General features: G+C 54.7%; 16 protein-coding genes. 10 read left to right on the forward strand and 6 right to left on the reverse strand.

Features of this window, described 5'->3' with window-relative positions; genetic code table 11:
* Window positions 1-81 precede the first annotated feature (81 nt).
* From clpX to bolA, 4 genes are all read right to left on the reverse strand, one after another.
* Window positions 82-1356 (reverse strand): ATP-dependent protease ATP-binding subunit ClpX, encoded by a 1275-nt coding sequence (gene clpX, locus RTP97_RS04090; RefSeq protein WP_042391601.1) that lies wholly within the window; start codon window positions 1354-1356, stop codon window positions 82-84.
* A gap of 125 nt (window positions 1357-1481) precedes the next feature.
* On the reverse strand, window positions 1482-2105 hold the full coding sequence (gene clpP / locus RTP97_RS04095) for an ATP-dependent Clp endopeptidase proteolytic subunit ClpP (RefSeq protein WP_042391600.1): 624 nt from the start codon (window positions 2103-2105) through the stop codon (window positions 1482-1484).
* A 285-nt stretch (window positions 2106-2390) separates the two neighbouring features.
* Entirely contained in the window at window positions 2391-3689 is a 1299-nt protein-coding gene (tig, locus tag RTP97_RS04100) for a trigger factor (RefSeq protein WP_312411171.1), read from the reverse strand.
* Between the two features lie 348 nt (window positions 3690-4037).
* Window positions 4038-4355, reverse strand: coding sequence for a transcriptional regulator BolA (gene bolA, locus RTP97_RS04105; protein WP_042391598.1), 318 nt, complete (start codon window positions 4353-4355; stop codon window positions 4038-4040).
* A 304-nt stretch (window positions 4356-4659) separates the two neighbouring features.
* Here bolA and RTP97_RS04110 point away from each other — a divergent pair, with 304 nt between their 5' ends.
* The 8 genes from RTP97_RS04110 to RTP97_RS04145 all read left to right on the forward strand — a co-directional run bounded on the left by RTP97_RS04110 (window position 4660) and on the right by RTP97_RS04145 (window position 13537).
* Window positions 4660-5238 (forward strand): lipoprotein, encoded by a 579-nt coding sequence (locus tag RTP97_RS04110; RefSeq protein ID WP_042391597.1) that lies wholly within the window; start codon window positions 4660-4662, stop codon window positions 5236-5238.
* A 43-nt stretch (window positions 5239-5281) separates the two neighbouring features.
* Entirely contained in the window at window positions 5282-6760 is a 1479-nt protein-coding gene (gene ampG, locus RTP97_RS04115) for a muropeptide MFS transporter AmpG (protein ID WP_312411172.1), read from the forward strand.
* Between the two features lie 458 nt (window positions 6761-7218).
* Entirely contained in the window at window positions 7219-8166 is a 948-nt protein-coding gene (gene cyoA, locus RTP97_RS04120; RefSeq protein ID WP_312411173.1) for a cytochrome o ubiquinol oxidase subunit II, read from the forward strand.
* Window positions 8167-8185: 19 nt separating this feature from the next.
* Window positions 8186-10177: a cytochrome o ubiquinol oxidase subunit I gene (gene cyoB / locus RTP97_RS04125; protein WP_312411174.1), complete on the forward strand. Its 1992-nt coding sequence runs from the start codon at window positions 8186-8188 to the stop codon at window positions 10175-10177.
* Window positions 10167-10784, forward strand: coding sequence for a cytochrome o ubiquinol oxidase subunit III (locus RTP97_RS04130; protein WP_312411177.1), 618 nt, complete (start codon window positions 10167-10169; stop codon window positions 10782-10784). Before cyoB ends, RTP97_RS04130 begins: the two co-directional genes overlap by 11 nt.
* Window positions 10784-11113, forward strand: coding sequence for a cytochrome o ubiquinol oxidase subunit IV (locus RTP97_RS04135; protein WP_312211171.1), 330 nt, complete (start codon window positions 10784-10786; stop codon window positions 11111-11113). Before RTP97_RS04130 ends, RTP97_RS04135 begins: the two co-directional genes overlap by 1 nt.
* Window positions 11114-11124: 11 nt before the next feature.
* Window positions 11125-12015, forward strand: coding sequence for a heme o synthase (cyoE, locus tag RTP97_RS04140; protein ID WP_312411179.1), 891 nt, complete (start codon window positions 11125-11127; stop codon window positions 12013-12015).
* 160 nt (window positions 12016-12175) lie between these two features.
* The gene (locus RTP97_RS04145) at window positions 12176-13537 is read left to right on the forward strand and encodes an MFS transporter (RefSeq protein ID WP_312411181.1); all 1362 of its coding nucleotides are present in this window, start codon (window positions 12176-12178) and stop codon (window positions 13535-13537) included.
* 29 nt (window positions 13538-13566) lie between these two features.
* Here the strand turns inward: RTP97_RS04145 and RTP97_RS04150 are convergent, their stop codons facing one another.
* Window positions 13567-14058, reverse strand: a complete 492-nt coding sequence (locus RTP97_RS04150; RefSeq protein WP_103821639.1) for a YajQ family cyclic di-GMP-binding protein — start codon at window positions 14056-14058, stop codon at window positions 13567-13569.
* Between the two features lie 125 nt (window positions 14059-14183).
* Here RTP97_RS04150 and panE point away from each other — a divergent pair, with 125 nt between their 5' ends.
* Together panE and yajL are read left to right on the forward strand one after the other, a co-directional pair.
* On the forward strand, window positions 14184-15095 hold the full coding sequence (gene panE, locus RTP97_RS04155) for a 2-dehydropantoate 2-reductase (protein WP_312211165.1): 912 nt from the start codon (window positions 14184-14186) through the stop codon (window positions 15093-15095).
* Window positions 15058-15651 carry a protein deglycase YajL gene (yajL, locus tag RTP97_RS04160; RefSeq protein WP_312411183.1) on the forward strand — a complete coding sequence of 198 codons (594 nt, stop codon included), beginning with the start codon at window positions 15058-15060 and terminating at the stop codon, window positions 15649-15651. The genes panE and yajL overlap by 38 nt, the downstream gene beginning before the upstream one ends.
* 84 nt (window positions 15652-15735) lie before the next feature.
* Here the strand turns inward: yajL and thiI are convergent, their stop codons facing one another.
* The gene (gene thiI / locus RTP97_RS04165; RefSeq protein ID WP_312411185.1) at window positions 15736-17184 is read right to left on the reverse strand and encodes a tRNA uracil 4-sulfurtransferase ThiI; all 1449 of its coding nucleotides are present in this window, start codon (window positions 17182-17184) and stop codon (window positions 15736-15738) included.
* Window positions 17185-17387 lie beyond the last annotated feature (203 nt).

Genomic DNA, 17387 nt, shown 5'->3' on the forward strand with positions numbered 1-17387 from the left:
ATTCAACGTCGGGAGTACGGAAAAATAAAAGGGGAGATAAAATCCCCCCTTTTTGGTTAACCGCTTGTATGGATAGGTTAATTATTCGCCAGAAGCCTGCTGCGCTTCCGGTTTACCATAAATCAGCAGGGGTTTGGTTTGACCCGCGATAACCGCTTCGTCAATCACCACTTTTTCCACATCTTCCATTGAAGGCAGATCGTACATGGTATCCAGCAGGGCCGCTTCTACGATAGAGCGCAGGCCACGGGCACCCGTTTTACGGGCGTTTGCTTTCTTGGCGATGGCGTCCAGCGCTTCGTCACGGAACTCGAGATCAACCCCTTCCAGATTGAACAACGCCTGATACTGCTTGGTCAGGGCGTTTTTCGGCTCTTTCAGGATCTGGATCAGCGCTTCTTCGCTCAGCTCGTTGAGCGTCGCTACGACCGGCAGACGGCCGATAAACTCAGGGATCAGACCGAACTTGATCAGATCTTCTGGTTCAACCTGCGCCAGCAGCTCGCCCTCTTTCGCCTTCTCGGACTTGCCTTTCACCGTTGCGCCAAAGCCGATACCGGATCCGGTTTCCACACGATGGGAGATCACCTTGTCCAGGCCAGCAAAGGCCCCACCGCAGATAAAGAGGATTTTGGAGGTATCAACCTGCAAAAACTCCTGCTGCGGATGCTTACGTCCACCCTGCGGCGGTACGGCAGCCACCGTCCCTTCGATCAGCTTCAGCAGTGCCTGCTGAACGCCTTCACCGGAGACGTCACGGGTAATCGACGGGTTATCGGACTTACGGGAAATTTTATCAATTTCGTCAATGTAGACGATGCCGCGCTGCGCTTTCTGTACGTCATAGTCGCACTTCTGCAGCAGTTTCTGGATGATGTTCTCGACATCCTCGCCCACGTAGCCTGCTTCGGTCAGCGTGGTAGCATCGGCCATGGTAAACGGCACATCGAGCAGGCGCGCCAGCGTTTCAGCCAGCAGCGTTTTACCGGAGCCGGTTGGCCCGATCAGCAGAATGTTACTTTTACCCAGCTCTACGCCGTTGCTGCTGTCACCGTTACGCAGACGTTTGTAGTGGTTGTAAACCGCGACGGCCAGCACTTTTTTGGCCTGCTCTTGGCCGATAACATAGTCGTCCAGGTGATGGCGAATTTCGTGCGGCGTCGGCAGCGCACTACGCTCACGATGCGGTGCAACTTCTTTAATCTCTTCGCGAATGATGTCGTTACAAAGATCGACACACTCGTCGCAGATATACACGGACGGCCCGGCAATTAGCTTACGCACTTCATGCTGGCTTTTGCCGCAAAAAGAGCAGTACAACAGTTTGCCCGAACCATCTTTGCGTTTATCTGTCATGAGTCAAAACCTCTTTTCTGTTTTTTGTGCCGCACACGACGACGCAAATGCCACTCCAGGCGCAAGACGCTATACAGCATCGTGCCGCTCTCAATGATTATAGCGGTACTCGTCCGGCCTGGGCATTAATTACGATGGGTCAAGATTGAGTCAACCAGCCCGTACTCTACCGCTTCAGCGGCGGAGAGGAAGCGGTCACGCTCGGTGTCGCGCTCAATCTGCTCTAATGATTGACCCGTATGGTGTGCCATAAGTTCATTCATGCGCCCCTTCACTTTCAAAATTTCACGCGCATGGATCTCGATATCCGTTGCCTGGCCCTGATAGCCACCCAGCGGCTGGTGAATCATCACGCGTGAGTTTGGCAGACAGAAGCGTTTGCCTTTTGCACCTGCGGTCAGCAGGAATGCGCCCATTGACGCCGCCTGGCCCATACAGATGGTGCTGACGTCAGGCTTGATAAACTGCATAGTGTCATATATTGACATCCCGGCGGTAATCACCCCGCCCGGCGAGTTAATATACAGGTAAATATCTTTTTCCGGGTTTTCTGCTTCCAGAAACAGCATCTGCGCCACGATCAGGTTTGCCATATGGTCTTCGACCTGGCCGGTCATGAAAATGACGCGCTCTTTAAGAAGACGAGAGTAGATATCGAATGAGCGCTCACCGCGTGAAGTCTGCTCAATAACCATTGGCACCAGGGCCATATGGGGTGCAAAGTTATCTCGTTCGCCGCTGTATGACATGTCCGTCTCCTGGATAAATATGAATAAACCTGCTGTCCCGATTCTACTTGACTCTGACTGGTCTGACTACGACCACCGTGGACGGATCTGCAGCAAGCGTTGCTCCTGATAGTCTCCCTGTTATGGGGATGGCATCGTCTTATTTCAAGCATAACAATCTTTTGGCTTAACGCTAACACTGAAACGTGCTTTTAGCACTCTTCCGATCGCCGCGGATTGTTAAAAAAAAACCCGCCACCAGCAGGTGACGGGCTTTCGTTTCCGCATAAAGGCGGGAAACGTGACTTACGCTTGCTGGTTCATCAGCTCGTTGAAGGAAGTGGCTTTTTCAGTCACTTTCGCTTTCGCCAGAACGGCTTCAACAGCCTGCTCTTCCAGCGCAACGTTGCGCATGTTGTCCATCAGCTCTTTGTTCTTGCTGTAGAACTCAACCACTTCTTTCGGATCTTCGTAAGCAGAAGCCATCTCTTCGATCAGCTCGTTCACGCGTGCTTCATCTGCTTTCAGCTCATGGGTACGGATCACTTCGCCCAGCAGCAGACCCACAACAACGCGACGTTTAGCCTGCTCTTCGAACAGCTCACGCGGCAGCTCCAGAGCCTGTTTCTCGTTGCCACCGAAGCGCTGAGCAGCCTGACGGCGCAGCACGTCGATTTCGCTGTCGATCAGGGCAGCCGGCACGTCGATTTCGTTCGCTTTTACCAGACCGTCGATCGCCTGAGTTTTAACACGGTTACGCACCGCGCCTTTCAGCTCGCGATCCATGTTCTTACGCACTTCAGCGCGCAGGCCGTCGATGGAGCCATCTTCAACGCCGAAACGTTTGATGAACTCTTCGGTCAGCTCTGGCAGCTCGCGCTCTTCAACTTTTTTCAGGTTGATGACGAACTTGGCCGCTTTACCTTTCAGGTTTTCAGCGTGGTAATCTTCCGGGAAGGTCACGTCGATAGTGAACTCTTCGCCCGCTTTGTGACCTTTGATGCCGTCTTCGAAGCCCGGGATCATACGGCCCTGGCCCATCGCCAGCACGAAGTCAGTGGCTTTACCGCCTTCGAACTCTTCGCCGTCAACGGAACCGGTGAAGTCTACGGTTACGCGATCTTCTGCATCCACCGCGCCATCTTTGTCTTTCCAGGTCGCCTGCTGCTTGCGCAGGGTGTCCAGCATGCCGTCAACGTCAGCATCGGTCACTTCAACAACCGGTTTTTCAACTTCGATACCTTCCAGGCCAGTCAGCTCAACCTGCGGGTAAACTTCGAAGTCTACGGAGTAGGTGAAGTCTTCACCCAGCTTGTACTCGCCCGGTACGTAGGTCGGTGCGCCGGCCGGATTGATTTTTTCCTGAATGATCGCATCAATGAAGTTGCGGCTCATCAGTTCACCCAGCACGTCCTGGCGTACGGATGCGCCATAACGCTGAGCAACAACGGTCATCGGTACTTTGCCTTTACGGAAGCCGTCAATGCGAACTTTTTTCGCTACGTTGACCAGCTCGCTTTTTACAGCGGTCTCGATGCTGTCAGCAGCGATAGTGATCGTTACACGGCGGCCAAGGCCCTGAGTGGTCTCAACTGAAACTTGCATCTTGTTACCTCAAAAAATCAGAGTGCTCGGTCAACTCTACCCGCAGACCGCTATGGGTGGCTGCGCAGAACCGGGATGCTCTCTTGAATCAGATACACATTCCCTTCACCAGAATCATCCCGAAGACGTTCAAAAAATAGGACGCAGCATTATAGCGGCATCACTTTTGTGAGTCGAGAACGGTTATTGCACGCTGTTGCGGCCTTTTTCACAATTCACGGCTAATTTTTGTCTGAATTTTGGACTCATCGAACAAAACTCAGACAAAATAAAACGGCCCGCAGGCCGTTTTCACATATTCTGTACGCAACATACTGGAAAAGTTCTCGCTGTTGCAAACCTCATTTATTATGCAATGGTGCCTGCACCTCGACAGGGCGGCGACGCGAAGAGGGTATCCTGCAGCCCTTCCCACTCTTTCAGGGTATAGGTATGCAGGGCCAACGCGTGTACCGTCGTGGCAAGTTCAGACGTCAACGTGCTGTAGATCATGCGATGGCGGTTAAGAAAACGTTCGCCTGCAAAGCGATCGCTTACCAGCACCACCTTAAAATGGCTTTCGGAACCGGCCGGAACATTGTGACGGTAGCTTTCATCAACAACTTCGAGGAACGCGGGTTCAAACGTTGCCCTTAATTTTGATTCTATTTGTTCGCGTATCATCATGAAAAGACTCCTCAGACAGCGTTCAGATGTAACCCATCCCTTTAAATATTAGCCGCTTTTACCGCTTCCATAACAAGAAAACAACAAATATTTAGCGTTCGTCTCGTTTTATCATTCAAAGGCATGAACCCACCCTGAAAATTCTCATTCAGACCTCTTTTATGAGCGGTTAAAAACGGTTTGTGAGCACAAAATGCACAAGGCGATGAATTTACATGCATTGCCGGGTTGCCCCGGCCGTTGGCAATGTTATGATGGCGCGAATTACTCCTTTATAAGCTTAAGATTCACAGAGATCTCTTATATGTTAAAAAAAGTGCTTTTCCCGCTGGTCGCTCTGTTTATGCTGGCTGGCTGTGCTACGCCTCCTACTACCATTGATGTCTCACCGAAAATTACCCTGCCGCAGCAGGATCCGAGCCTGATGGGCGTGACCGTGAGCATCAACGGTGCCGATCAGCGTCAGGACCAGGCGCTGGCGAAAGTGACCCGTGACAACCAGCTGGTGACCCTGACCGCCTCCCGCGATCTGCGTTTCCTGCTGCAGGAAGTGCTGGAGAAACAGATGACCGCGCGCGGCTACATGATTGGCCCGAACGGCGCAGTAAATCTGCAGATCATCGTGAGCCAGCTCTACGCTGACGTCTCCCAGGGCAACGTGCGCTATAACATCGCCACCAAGGCCGATATCGCTATCATCGCGACCGCGCCGAACGGCAACAAGATGACCAAAAACTACCGGGCAAACTACTCGGTTGAAGGTGCACTGCAGGCGTCGAATAAGAACATCGCCGACAGCGTAAACAGCGTGCTGACCGATACCATTGCTGACATGTCTCAGGACACCAGCATCCACGACTTTATCAAGCAGAACGCGCGTTAATTCTGCCCGCTGACCCGGTTCGCGCCGGGTCAGCCCGTCTCCTATGCCCAACCACTATCTACGTATCTTCCAGCAGCCTAAGTCAGCTATCCTGCTGATCCTTGGCTTTGCCTCTGGCCTCCCCCTTGCCCTGACATCCGGCACGCTTCAGGCGTGGATGACCGTTGAAAACATCGACCTGAAAACCATCGGCTTCTTTTCGCTGGTGGGCCAGGCCTATGTATTTAAGTTTTTATGGTCACCGGTGATGGACCGCTATACGCCGCCGTTCTTTGGCCGCCGTCGCGGCTGGCTGCTGACTACCCAGATCCTGCTGCTGGTCGCCATTGCGGGGATGGGCTTTCTGGAGCCGACCACGCAGCTGCGCTGGATGGCCGGGCTGGCGGTAATTATCGCCTTTTGTTCCGCCTCGCAGGATATTGTGTTTGATGCCTGGAAGACCGACGTGCTGCCCGCCGAAGAGCGCGGTGCAGGCGCGGCCATCAGCGTGCTGGGCTACCGCCTCGGGATGCTGGTCTCCGGCGGGCTGGCGCTCTGGCTGGCGGATCGCTGGCTGGGCTGGCAGGGGATGTACTGGCTGATGGCGGCCCTGCTGCTGCCGTGCATTATTGCCACCCTCCTTGCCCCCGAACCGGACGATGCCGTGCCGGTACCCAAATCGCTGGAGCAGGCGGTGGTTGCGCCGCTGCGCGACTTCTTTGGCCGCAACAACGCCTGGCTGATCCTGCTGCTTATCGTCCTTTATAAGCTGGGTGACGCGTTTGCCATGAGCCTCACCACCACCTTTCTGATCCGCGGCGTGGGCTTTGATGCCGGGGATGTTGGCGTAGTGAATAAGACTCTCGGGCTGATTGCAACCATTCTCGGCGCGCTGTACGGCGGCGTGCTGATGCAGCGCCTGTCGCTGTTTCGCGCCCTGCTGATCTTTGGCATCCTGCAGGGGGCCTCTAACGCGGGCTACTGGCTGCTGTCGGTGACCGATAAGCACCTCTACAGCATGGCGGCCGCGGTTTTCTTCGAGAACCTCTGCGGCGGGATGGGGACGGCGGCGTTTGTTGCCCTGCTGATGACCCTGTGCAATAAGTCGTTTTCCGCCACCCAGTTCGCCCTGCTCTCTGCCCTCTCCGCTATCGGCCGCGTCTACGTTGGCCCTATCGCCGGGTGGTTTGTTGAGAGCTGGGGCTGGTCAACGTTTTACCTCTTCTCGGTGATCGCCGCCGTGCCGGGACTGCTTCTGCTGCTGGTATGTAAAGAGACGCTGGCTTATACCCAGCGCACGGACGGTTTTCTCCCTCGTAGCCGCTACGCCGGCGCCTACCGGATGGCGCTGCGCACGCTGGCCGTGGGCTGCCTGCTGCTGGCGGCCTGGCTGGGCGTCATAACGCTTAACGCCCTCGGCTTGACCTCATGGCACTTCGCGCTGCTGTTGCTGGATGTGGGCGCACTGCTGGCCGTAGGGGGCATCCTTTACGGCGGCCTGTTGGACTACCTTGCCCTGCGCAAAACGGCGCAGGAAAAATAACCCGTTAGTTACTACAGGTAATAATTTCGCAAAATAATTAAAGAATTTAATTTCAGGATATATTTGTTTAATTCTGGCTTCATCTCTCTTTTTGTTTAATTATTTTGTGCGGTATAGGTTTGCGACTACGCTTTAATGATTCAGCATAGTTATCAAATTAAGCTTCGTGCAATGTTTGATAATTGCTGAATTAATGTTAATTAAATGTTCACAAAAAGGATTGGTTATACCATTTCCCCTGGTCTATAAGTACCAGAGCCGGTTTTGGTTATAACCTTGGGGCCGAACGCGGCGATTGTGAGATTTTACAGATTGTTGCATTGTGTGTGACATACGCGGCAGAACCCAGTAACACCCTACTGACAGCGCGCCATGCATGTTTACAGTAATGTAACCTTCCCGTAAAATGCCCGCACACTTTAAACGCCACCAGACCCCCGTGGAATTGAGGTCGTTAAATGAGACTCAGGAAATACAATAAAACTTTGGGAATGTTGTCATTAATCACAGGCGCAGCGTTACTGAGCGGCTGTGATTCTGCACTTCTCGATCCAAAAGGACAGATTGGACTGGAACAGCGTTCACTGATACTGACGGCTCTTGGGCTGATGTTGATTGTCGTTATTCCCGCCATCGTGATGGCTATCGGTTTTGCCTGGAAGTACCGGGCGTCGAACAAGGAAGCCAAATACAGCCCCAACTGGTCGCACTCGAACAAAGTTGAAGCTGTGGTTTGGACGATTCCCATCCTTATCATCATTTTCCTTGCGGTACTGACATGGAAAACCACGCACTCGCTCGAACCAGGCCGTCCGCTGGATCACGATGCGAAGCCGGTGACCATCGAAGTCATTGCAATGGACTGGAAGTGGTTCTTTATTTACCCGGAGCAGGGCATCGCAACGGTCAATGAGATTGCATTCCCGGCAAATACGCCTGTGGAATTCAAAATCACCTCGAACTCGGTGATGAACTCCTTCTTTATTCCGCGACTGGGTAGCCAGATCTACGCGATGGCCGGGATGCAGACCAAACTGCACCTGATCGCCAACGAAGCGGGTACCTACGATGGTATTTCTGCTAACTACAGTGGTGCTGGTTTCTCCGGCATGAAGTTCAAAGCCATCGCAACGCCGGATGCCGCGACCTTCGACCAGTGGGTGGCGAAAGCGAAGCAGTCGTCAAAAGTCATGAATGACATGGACGCGTACAACCTGCTGGCAAAACCAAGCGAATACAATAAAGTCGAATACTTCTCCAGCGTTAAACCCAATCTGTTTGTTGATGTTATCAACAAATTTATGGGACCTGGGAAGAGCATGGACGTGACTCAGGCTGAAGGCGAACAGAACTCGCATGAAGGCATGGAAGGCATGAACATGAATCACGCGGAAACCTCTCACTAAGGGGCCGAGGAATAATACGATGTTCGGAAAACTTACACTGGATGCAGTGCCGTACCATGAGCCGATTATCATGGTTACGGTGGCAGCAATTCTCGTCGGAGGTCTGGCGTTAGTTGCAGCGCTCACTTACTTCGGTAAGTGGTCATATCTGTGGAATGAGTGGCTCACCTCCGTGGACCACAAACGCCTGGGGATTATGTATATCCTCGTTGCTATCGTGATGCTGGTGCGTGGTTTTGCTGACGCCATCATGATGCGTACCCAGCAGCTGCTCGTCTCGTCGGGCGAAGCCGGGTTCCTGCCACCGCACCACTACGACCAGATCTTTACCGCCCACGGCGTTATCATGATCTTCTTCGTGGCGATGCCGTTCGTGGTAGGCCTGATGAACCTGGTCGTGCCGCTGCAAATCGGCGCCCGTGACGTTGCCTTCCCGTTCCTGAACAACCTGAGCTTCTGGTTCACCGTTGTGGGCGTGGTGCTGGTTAACATCTCTCTGGGCGTGGGCGAGTTTGCTCAGACCGGTTGGGTGGCCTATCCGCCGCTCTCGGGCATTGAGTACAGTCCTGGCGTAGGCGTTGACTACTGGATCTGGAGCCTCCAGCTCTCTGGTATTGGTACAACCCTGACCGGTATTAACTTCTTTGTGACCATTCTGCGCATGCGTGCCCCTGGCATGACCATGTTCAAAATGCCAGTGTTCACCTGGGCGTCACTCTGTACTAACGTGCTGATTATCGTCTCTTTCCCTATCCTGACGGTAACCATCGCGCTGCTGACGCTTGACCGTTATCTGGGCACCCATTTCTTTACCAACGATATGGGCGGCAACATGATGATGTACATCAACCTGATTTGGGCCTGGGGCCATCCGGAAGTGTACATTCTTGTTCTGCCAGTGTTCGGCGTGTTCTCAGAAGTGGTTGCAACGTTCTCTAAAAAGCGTCTGTTTGGTTACACCTCCCTGGTATGGGCTACCATCGCGATTACCGTTCTGTCGTTTATCGTATGGCTGCACCACTTCTTTACCATGGGCAGCGGCGCGAACGTTAACGCCTTCTTTGGTATCACCACGATGATTATCGCCATCCCGACCGGGGTGAAGATCTTCAACTGGCTGTTTACCATGTACCAGGGTCGTATCGTGTTCCACTCAGCCATGCTGTGGAGCATCGGCTTCATCATCACCTTCTCTATCGGTGGGATGACCGGGGTACTGCTGGCCGTGCCGGGCGCGGACTTTGTTCTGCACAACAGCCTGTTCCTGATTGCACACTTCCATAACGTTATCATCGGTGGTGTGGTATTCGGTTGCTTCGCGGGCCTGACCTACTGGTGGCCGAAAGCCTTTGGTTACACCATGAACGAGACCTGGGGCAAACGCGCCTTCTGGTTCTGGATCATCGGCTTCTTCGTGACCTTTATGCCGCTGTACGCCATGGGCTTCATGGGTATGACTCGTCGCGTGAGCCAGAATATCGATCCGATGTTCCAGCCGCTGATGATTGTGGCTGAGATCGGTGCGCTGCTGATTGCGCTCGGTATCTTCTCCATCATTATGCAGATCTACACCTCTGTGCGCGATCGTGACCAGAACCGCGACCTGACGGGTGACCCATGGGGTGCACGTACGCTGGAGTGGGCAACCTCCTCTCCGCCGCCGTTCTATAACTTTGCCGTCGTGCCGCACATTCATGAACGTGATGCATTCTGGGAAATGAAAGACAAAGGCGAAGCGTACATCCAGCCTACGCACTATGAAGAGATTCATATGCCGAAAAACAGCGGCGCGGGTGTGATTATCTCTGCTTTCAGCCTTATCTTCGGCTTTGCCATGATCTGGCATATCTGGTGGATGGCGATCCTCGGCTTTGCCGGCATGATCGTGACCTGGATTGTGAAAAGCTTTGATGAGGACGTGGATTACTACGTACCGGTTGCCACCGTTGAAAAACTGGAAAACCAGCACTTCGACGAAATTAGCAAGGCAGGACTGAAAAATGTCAACTGAGACTCTAACTCACGCTAACGCTCATGCCCACGAGCATGAGCATCACCACGATGCAGGGTCGAACAAAGTGTTCGGCTTCTGGATCTACCTGATGAGCGACTGCATTCTCTTTGCATGTCTGTTTGCTACCTATGCCGTTCTGGTGAACGGCACGGCAGGTGGCCCGAGCGGGAAAGATATTTTCGAACTGCCGTTTGTGCTGGTTGAAACTGCCCTGCTGCTCTTCAGCTCCATCACCTACGGCATGGCGATTATCGCCATGAACAACGGTCGTCAAAGCCAGGTGATCTCCTGGCTGGCGCTGACCTTCCTGTTCGGTGCGGGCTTTATCGGGATGGAGCTGTATGAGTTCCATCACCTGATCGCTGAAGGCTTCGGTCCGGATCGTAGCGGCTTCCTGTCAGGCTTCTTTGCCCTGGTTGGTACCCACGGCCTGCACGTGACCTCTGGTCTGGTGTGGATGGCGATCCTGATGTTCCAGGTTACCCGTCGCGGGCTGACCAGCACTAACCGCACCCGTCTGATGTGCCTGAGCATGTTCTGGCACTTCCTGGACGTGGTCTGGATCTGTGTGTTCTCTGTAGTTTACCTGATGGGGGCGATGTAATGAGTCATTCTACCGATCATAGCGGCGCCGCTCACGGCAGCGTAAAAACCTACATGACAGGCTTTATCCTGTCGATCATCCTGACGGCTATCCCGTTCTGGATGGTGATGAACGGCTCCGCCTCGCACGGCACCATTCTTGGCGTCGTGCTGGTGACGGCAGTGGTACAGATTCTGGTTCACCTGGTGTGCTTCCTGCACATGAACAACTCCTCTGAAGAGCGTTGGAATCTGGTGGCCTTTGTCTTTACCGTGCTGATCATCGCCATTCTGGTGGTAGGCTCAATCTGGATTATGTGGAACCTGAATTACAACATGATGGTTCACTAAGAGCGGCGAGTATGATGTTTAAGCAATACCTGCAAGTAACGAAACCAGGCATCATTTTCGGCAACCTGATCTCCGTGATCGGGGGGTTCCTGCTGGCCTCCAAGGGCAGCATCGACTATCCCCTCTTCGCCTATACGCTGATCGGGGTGTCGCTGGTGGTGGCATCGGGTTGTGTATTTAACAACTACATCGACCGTGACATTGACCGTAAAATGGAGCGTACGAAGAACCGGGTGCTGGTCAAAGGCCTGATTTCCCCGAAAATTTCGCTGGTGTACGCCACCTTGTTGGGTATTGCTGGCTTTATGCTGCTGTGGTTTGGTGCTAACCCACTGGCCTGCTGGCTGGGGGTGATGGGGTTTGTGGTTTATGTCGGCGTCTATAGCCTGTACATGAAACGCCACTCCGTCTACGGCACGCTGATTGGCTCTCTCTCCGGCGCTGCGCCGCCGGTGATTGGCTACTGCGCGGTAACCGGTGATTTCGACAGCGGTGCACTGATCCTGCTGGCTATCTTTAGCCTGTGGCAGATGCCGCACTCCTACGCCATCGCGATTTTCCGCTTTAAGGATTATCAGGCGGCGAACATCCCGGTACTGCCGGTGGTGAAAGGGATCTCGGTTGCGAAGAACCACATAACGCTCTACATCATCGCCTTTGCCGTAGCGACTCTGATGCTCTCGCTGGGTGGCTACGCCGGATACAAATATCTGGTGGTGGCTGCCGCCGTTAGCGTCTGGTGGCTGGGTATGGCGCTGAAGGGGTATAAGGTCGAAGATGACAGAGTATGGGCGCGTAAGCTGTTCGTGTTCTCTATCGTCGCCATCACCTCCCTTTCGGTGATGATGTCCGTGGACTTTATGGTTCCGGACTCACAGAACCTGTTGACCTACGTCTGGTAATTTAAAAAAGATGTTACAAAAAGGGTGCTACGGCGCCCTTTTTTATTTATTAAATCAATAACTCATTGATGTACTATATTCCACGCTTTGCGCATCACGGGATAACCCGCCCCGCCCTCCCCTGCACTATACTGTGTCCGGTTTTTTGATTGAGGTAGTAATGAACGACTATAAAATGACGCCGGGCGAGCTACGCGCCACCTGGGGTTTAGGGACAGTATTCTCGCTGCGTATGCTCGGCATGTTTATGGTTCTCCCCGTTCTGACCACCTATGGCATGGCGCTACAGGGAGCAAGCGAAGCGCTGATCGGCTTCGCCATTGGCATCTATGGCCTGGCGCAGGCGGTATTCCAGATCCCTTTCGGCCTGCTCTCGGATCGCATCGGCCGTAAGCCGCTGATCGTCGGCGGGCTGGTGATTTTTGTCATTGGCAGCATCGTTGCCGCCCTCTCAGATTCGATCTGGGGCATTATTCTTGGTCGCGCCCTGCAAGGCTCGGGGGCGATCGCCGCCGCGGTTATGGCCCTGCTCTCAGATTTAACCCGCGAACAGAACCGCACCAAAGCGATGGCCTTTATTGGCGTCAGCTTCGGCATCACCTTTGCTATTGCCATGGTGCTTGGCCCCATCATTACCCATCGCCTGGGCCTGCACGCCCTGTTCTGGATGATTGCTGGCCTGGCCACGGCGGGCATCATTCTGACGCTGTGGGTGGTTCCGGACAGTAAAAATCACGTGCTGAACCGTGAATCTGGGATGGTAAAAGGCTGCTTCAGCAAAGTGATCGCCAGCCCGCCGCTGCTGAAGCTCAACTTCGGCATCATGTGCCTGCATATCCTGCTGATGTCCACCTTCGTTGCCCTGCCGGGGCAGATGGAGGCCGCCGGCTTCCCGGCAGCGGAGCACTGGAAAATTTACCTCGCTACGATGCTTATCTCCTTCGTCAGTGTGGTGCCGTTTATTATCTACGCCGAAGTGAAGCGCCATATGAAGCGGGTCTTCATCTTCTGCGTCATCGTCCTGCTGATTGCCGAGATTGTGCTCTGGGGTGCCGGACCGCACTTCTGGGAGCTGGTAGCAGGCGTGCAGCTCTTCTTCCTGGCGTTTAACCTGATGGAAGCCCTCCTCCCCTCGCTGATCAGCAAAGAGGCGCCGGCTGGCTATAAGGGCACGGCGATGGGCATCTACTCCACCAGCCAGTTTATCGGCGTCGCCATCGGCGGCTCGCTGGGGGGCTGGGTTGATGGCCTGTTCGACTCCCAGACGGTATTCCTGGCGGGGGCGCTGCTGGCCACCGTTTGGCTGCTGGTGGCCAGCACCATGCAGGAGCCGCCCTACGTCAGCAGCCTGCGCGTGGAGATCCCGGACGACGTGGTGATTACCGATACGCTTAAGCAGCAGCTGGAGAGCAAAGCAGGCGTCAGCGAGGTGCTGATCGTTCCCGAAGAGCGCAGCGCCTACGTGAAAATCGACAGCAAAGTGACAAATCGCTTTGAGGTTGAGCAGGCGCTCAGAGCCTAAAAAAATGCCCGGCTAACCGGGCATTTTTATTAATCGCGGAAGTTTTTGAACTGGAACGGCTGCCCCAGGTCACCGCCGCGCACCAGCGCCATTACCGACTGCAGATCGTCGCGGGATTTACCGGTTACGCGGATCTCCTCACCCTGAATCTGCGCCTGCACCTTCAGCTTGCTGTCCTTGATGAGCTTCACAATCTTCTTCTGTACCGCGCTCTCAATCCCCTGCTTCAGCTTGGCTTCCACAAACCAGGTTTTACCGCTGTGCACAAACTCTTCCGGCACATCGAGAGAGGTGCCCTCAATGCCGCGCTTCAGCAGCTTGGCCCGCAGAATATCCAGCAGCTGGTTAACCTGGAAATCAGATTCGCTCAGTACCTTGATGGTTTTATTGGCATCGTTCAGCTCAAACGACGCCTCTACGCCACGAAAATCGAAGCGTGACTCCACTTCACGGCTGGCATTGTCTACGCCGTTACGCACTTCCTGAAGATCAACTTCAGAAACAATATCGAAAGATGGCATCTTTTCTTCTCCTTTCACTTTTGTTGCGATGCATAATACCCGCAACCGGACATAACGAGAAGCTTAGCTGACAGCGCTATAATTAACGCATCGCCACCTGGCGCTGTTGCAGGTGAGGAGGAACAATGAAAATAACCGTGCTTGGATGCGGAGCATTGGGGCAACTGTGGCTGGCTGCACTGTGCAAGCGTGGCCATGAGGTGCAGGGCTGGCTACGCGTGCCCCAGCCCTACTGCAGCGTTAACGTCATCGACGAAGACGGCAGCGTGTTCAACGAATCCCTGACGGCAAACGATCCCGACTTCCTGGCCCAGAGCGATCTGCTGTTGGTGACGCTCAAGGCGTGGCAGGTCTCCGATGCGGTAAAAAGCCTGACCTCAGTTTTACCTGTTACCACGCCGGTGCTGCTGATTCACAACGGCATGGGCACGGTGGAGGAGTTAAAAACCATCCCTCATCCGCTGCTAATGGGCATCACTACCCACGCTGCCCGCCGGGACGGCAACATCATCATTCATGTTGCCAGCGGCACCACGCATATCGGCCCTGCCCGGCAGCAGGACGGTGACTACAGCTATTTGGCGGACACGTTGCAGGAGGTATTGCCGGACGTTGCCTGGCACAACACCATCCGTCCACAGCTGTGGCGTAAGCTGGCGGTGAACTGCGTGATTAACCCGCTGACGGCCCTGTGGAACTGCCCTAACGGCGAGCTTCTGGCGCACCCGGCTCTGACAGAGACCATCTGTAATGAGGTTGCCGCGGTGATGGAGCGCGAAGGACACCATACCTCGGCGGATGACCTGCTCTATTATGTTAATCAGGTTATTGAAAATACAGCAGAAAACATCTCATCCATGCTGCAGGACGTCCGCGCCCAGCGCCGTACCGAAGCGGATTACATTACCGGCTATCTGCTCCGACGCGCCCGCGCGCACGGCATTGCGGTGCCGGAGAATACCCGGCTCTATGAACAGATTAAACGTAAGGAGAGTGAGTATGAGCGCATCGGCACTGATATGCCTCGCCCCTGGTAGCGAAGAGACCGAAGCGGTCACCACCATTGACCTGCTGGTCCGCGGCGGCATTAAGGTCACCACCGCCAGCGTCGCCAGCGACGGCAATCTGACCGTGACCTGCTCCCGCGGCGTGAAGCTGCTGGCCGACGCCCCGCTGGTAGAGGTTGCCGACGGCGACTATGACGTGATTGTCCTGCCCGGCGGCGTGAAAGGCGCGGAGTGCTTTCGTGACAGTTCCCTGCTGGTCGAGACGGTAAAGCAGTTTCACCGCTCGGGCCGGATCGTGGCTGCCATCTGCGCGGCAGCAGGCACCGTGCTGGTACCGCACAATATCTTCCCTATCGGCAACATGACCGGCTTTCCGGCGCTGAAGGATCGCATCCCCGAGGAGCAGTGGCAGGATAAGCGCGTGGTTTGGGATCCACGAGTGAATCTGCTCACCAGCCAGGGACCGGGAACGTCGATCGATTTTGCACTGAAGATTATTGACCTGCTGGTCGGGCGCGAAAAAGCGCATGAGGTAGCGTCGCAGCTGGTGATGGCGGCGGGGATCTATAACTTTTACGAAGCGTAAGCAATAAAACGCCGGGTGGCGGCTTCGCCTGACCCGGCCTACATTATGCACTTTGTAGGCCCGGCAGGCTCGCCGGGCGTTTTCTTATGGGCGGTACACCTTCACGTTGGTGAAGCCCTGCTCGTGCAGGTAGAGCGCCTGCAGGCGGCTCATCACCCCACGCTCACACCACAGCAGCCAGGTTTTGTTGCGATCGAGATCGCCAAACTTGGTGCTCAGCTTGTAGAACGGCAGCGTCACCACATCGACTCCCTCGACCACCAGCGGATTGCTCTCCTGATCGTCCGGGGAACGAATATCCAGCAGGACGTCGTTCGGGCCAAAGCCGGTCACGGTCTCAACCTCAACCACTTCCTGCTCGGCCTGCTGAGCGATCTCGCGGATGTCGACGTTGGTCGCCTCTTCCACCACCCGATCGAGGATCGCAAAGTCGAAATTCTGCTCTTCGGCTTCGATCTTCGCCTTCACCGCTTTTACCGTCGGGCTTTTGGAGATCACGCCGCAGTACTCCGGCATGGTACGGGAGAAGTCTTCTGTACCGATCGCCCGCGCCACGTCGATAATGTGCTCTTTATCGTGGGAGATCAGCGGACGCAGGATCAGCGTATCGGAGACGTTATCGATCAGGCGCAGGTTGGTCAGGGTCTGGCTGGAGACCTGGCCCAGCGCTTCGCCGGTGACCAGGGCCTGCACGCCGTAGCGCTCGGCGACCTTCGAGGCGGCACGCACCATCATGCGCTTCAGCACCACGCCCATCTGGCCGTCGTCTACTTTTTCGAGGATCTCACCAACCACCGGCTCAAAGTTGATCGCCACAAAGCGTACCCGGTGCGAGCTGCCGAAGCGGTTCCACAGGTAGTGGGCTACCTGACGCACGCCGATCTCGTGAGCCGCGCCGCCGAGGTTAAAGAAGCAGTAGTGCACGCGGCAGCCGCGGCGCATCAGCATATAGCTGGAGACGCTGGAGTCAAAGCCACCGGAGATCAGCGACAGGACGTCCTCCTGGGTACCGATAGGGAAACCGCCGATGCCTTCCGAGCGGTTGGTGATCAGCAGCAGGCGATCGTCTTCAATCTCCAGATGTACCGTGTAATCCGGGTGGGTCAATTTTACGCGGGCGCTCTCAATGTGCTGATTCAGGCCGCCACCGACGTAGCGTTCTACCTCAATAGAGCTAAACTCATGTTTACCGCGACGTTTCACGCGCACGCAGAAAGTTTTACCCTCTAACTGCTCGCGATACTGCGCCAACGCTTTCTCGAAGATGTCATGCAGGGAGGTATAAGGGACATCTTCTACCTCCAGAATATGGTGGATACCGGGAATACGGGTCAGCGCATCGCGGATAGCAGGACGCAGGGTCTCGTCTTTGGTGCGAACTTCCACGTGGTCCCAGTGACGAACGACTTTAATCTCTTCGTCATGGTACTTCAGAACGTTACGAATGTTTCCGGTTAAAATTTTAATAAAGCGCAAACGCACGGATTGGCTTTTGATGGTGATTTCCGGGAACAATTTAATGATAAACTTCATGGCGGCAAAGGTTCTTTGGCAAGTCGCATAGTGGACTTGTGGGGGATTAATACAGCAGCCCCTAACCGCGGCTGCATCCAGGCGCGCAAGTATACCACCATCGAGGTCGACCTTGCACACCGCATGACCATTGCGCGTTATTTAATACGCGGCACGACTTCGCTACCATAGCGCAGATGAATAAAACGAGAGTCAGACATCCT

This window comes from Pseudescherichia sp. (genome assembly GCF_031998825.1).
In the GTDB taxonomy this organism is placed as follows: Bacteria; Pseudomonadota; Gammaproteobacteria; order Enterobacterales; family Enterobacteriaceae; genus Pseudescherichia.

Coding starts and splice junctions, on each gene's coding strand:
- thiI (WP_312411185.1), bottom strand. CDS start 17,184: ATGAAGTTTATCATTAAATTGTTCCCGGAAATCACCATCAAAAGCCAA.
- RTP97_RS04145 (WP_312411181.1), top strand. CDS start 12,176: ATGAACGACTATAAAATGACGCCGGGCGAGCTACGCGCCACCTGGGGT.
- cyoB (WP_312411174.1), top strand. CDS start 8,186: ATGTTCGGAAAACTTACACTGGATGCAGTGCCGTACCATGAGCCGATT.
- panE (WP_312211165.1), top strand. CDS start 14,184: ATGAAAATAACCGTGCTTGGATGCGGAGCATTGGGGCAACTGTGGCTG.
- cyoA (WP_312411173.1), top strand. CDS start 7,219: ATGAGACTCAGGAAATACAATAAAACTTTGGGAATGTTGTCATTAATC.
- clpX (WP_042391601.1), bottom strand. CDS start 1,356: ATGACAGATAAACGCAAAGATGGTTCGGGCAAACTGTTGTACTGCTCT.
- tig (WP_312411171.1), bottom strand. CDS start 3,689: ATGCAAGTTTCAGTTGAGACCACTCAGGGCCTTGGCCGCCGTGTAACG.
- ampG (WP_312411172.1), top strand. CDS start 5,282: ATGCCCAACCACTATCTACGTATCTTCCAGCAGCCTAAGTCAGCTATC.
- yajL (WP_312411183.1), top strand. CDS start 15,058: ATGAGCGCATCGGCACTGATATGCCTCGCCCCTGGTAGCGAAGAGACC.
- clpP (WP_042391600.1), bottom strand. CDS start 2,105: ATGTCATACAGCGGCGAACGAGATAACTTTGCACCCCATATGGCCCTG.
- RTP97_RS04130 (WP_312411177.1), top strand. CDS start 10,167: ATGTCAACTGAGACTCTAACTCACGCTAACGCTCATGCCCACGAGCAT.
- RTP97_RS04135 (WP_312211171.1), top strand. CDS start 10,784: ATGAGTCATTCTACCGATCATAGCGGCGCCGCTCACGGCAGCGTAAAA.
- RTP97_RS04110 (WP_042391597.1), top strand. CDS start 4,660: ATGTTAAAAAAAGTGCTTTTCCCGCTGGTCGCTCTGTTTATGCTGGCT.
- RTP97_RS04150 (WP_103821639.1), bottom strand. CDS start 14,058: ATGCCATCTTTCGATATTGTTTCTGAAGTTGATCTTCAGGAAGTGCGT.
- bolA (WP_042391598.1), bottom strand. CDS start 4,355: ATGATGATACGCGAACAAATAGAATCAAAATTAAGGGCAACGTTTGAA.
- cyoE (WP_312411179.1), top strand. CDS start 11,125: ATGATGTTTAAGCAATACCTGCAAGTAACGAAACCAGGCATCATTTTC.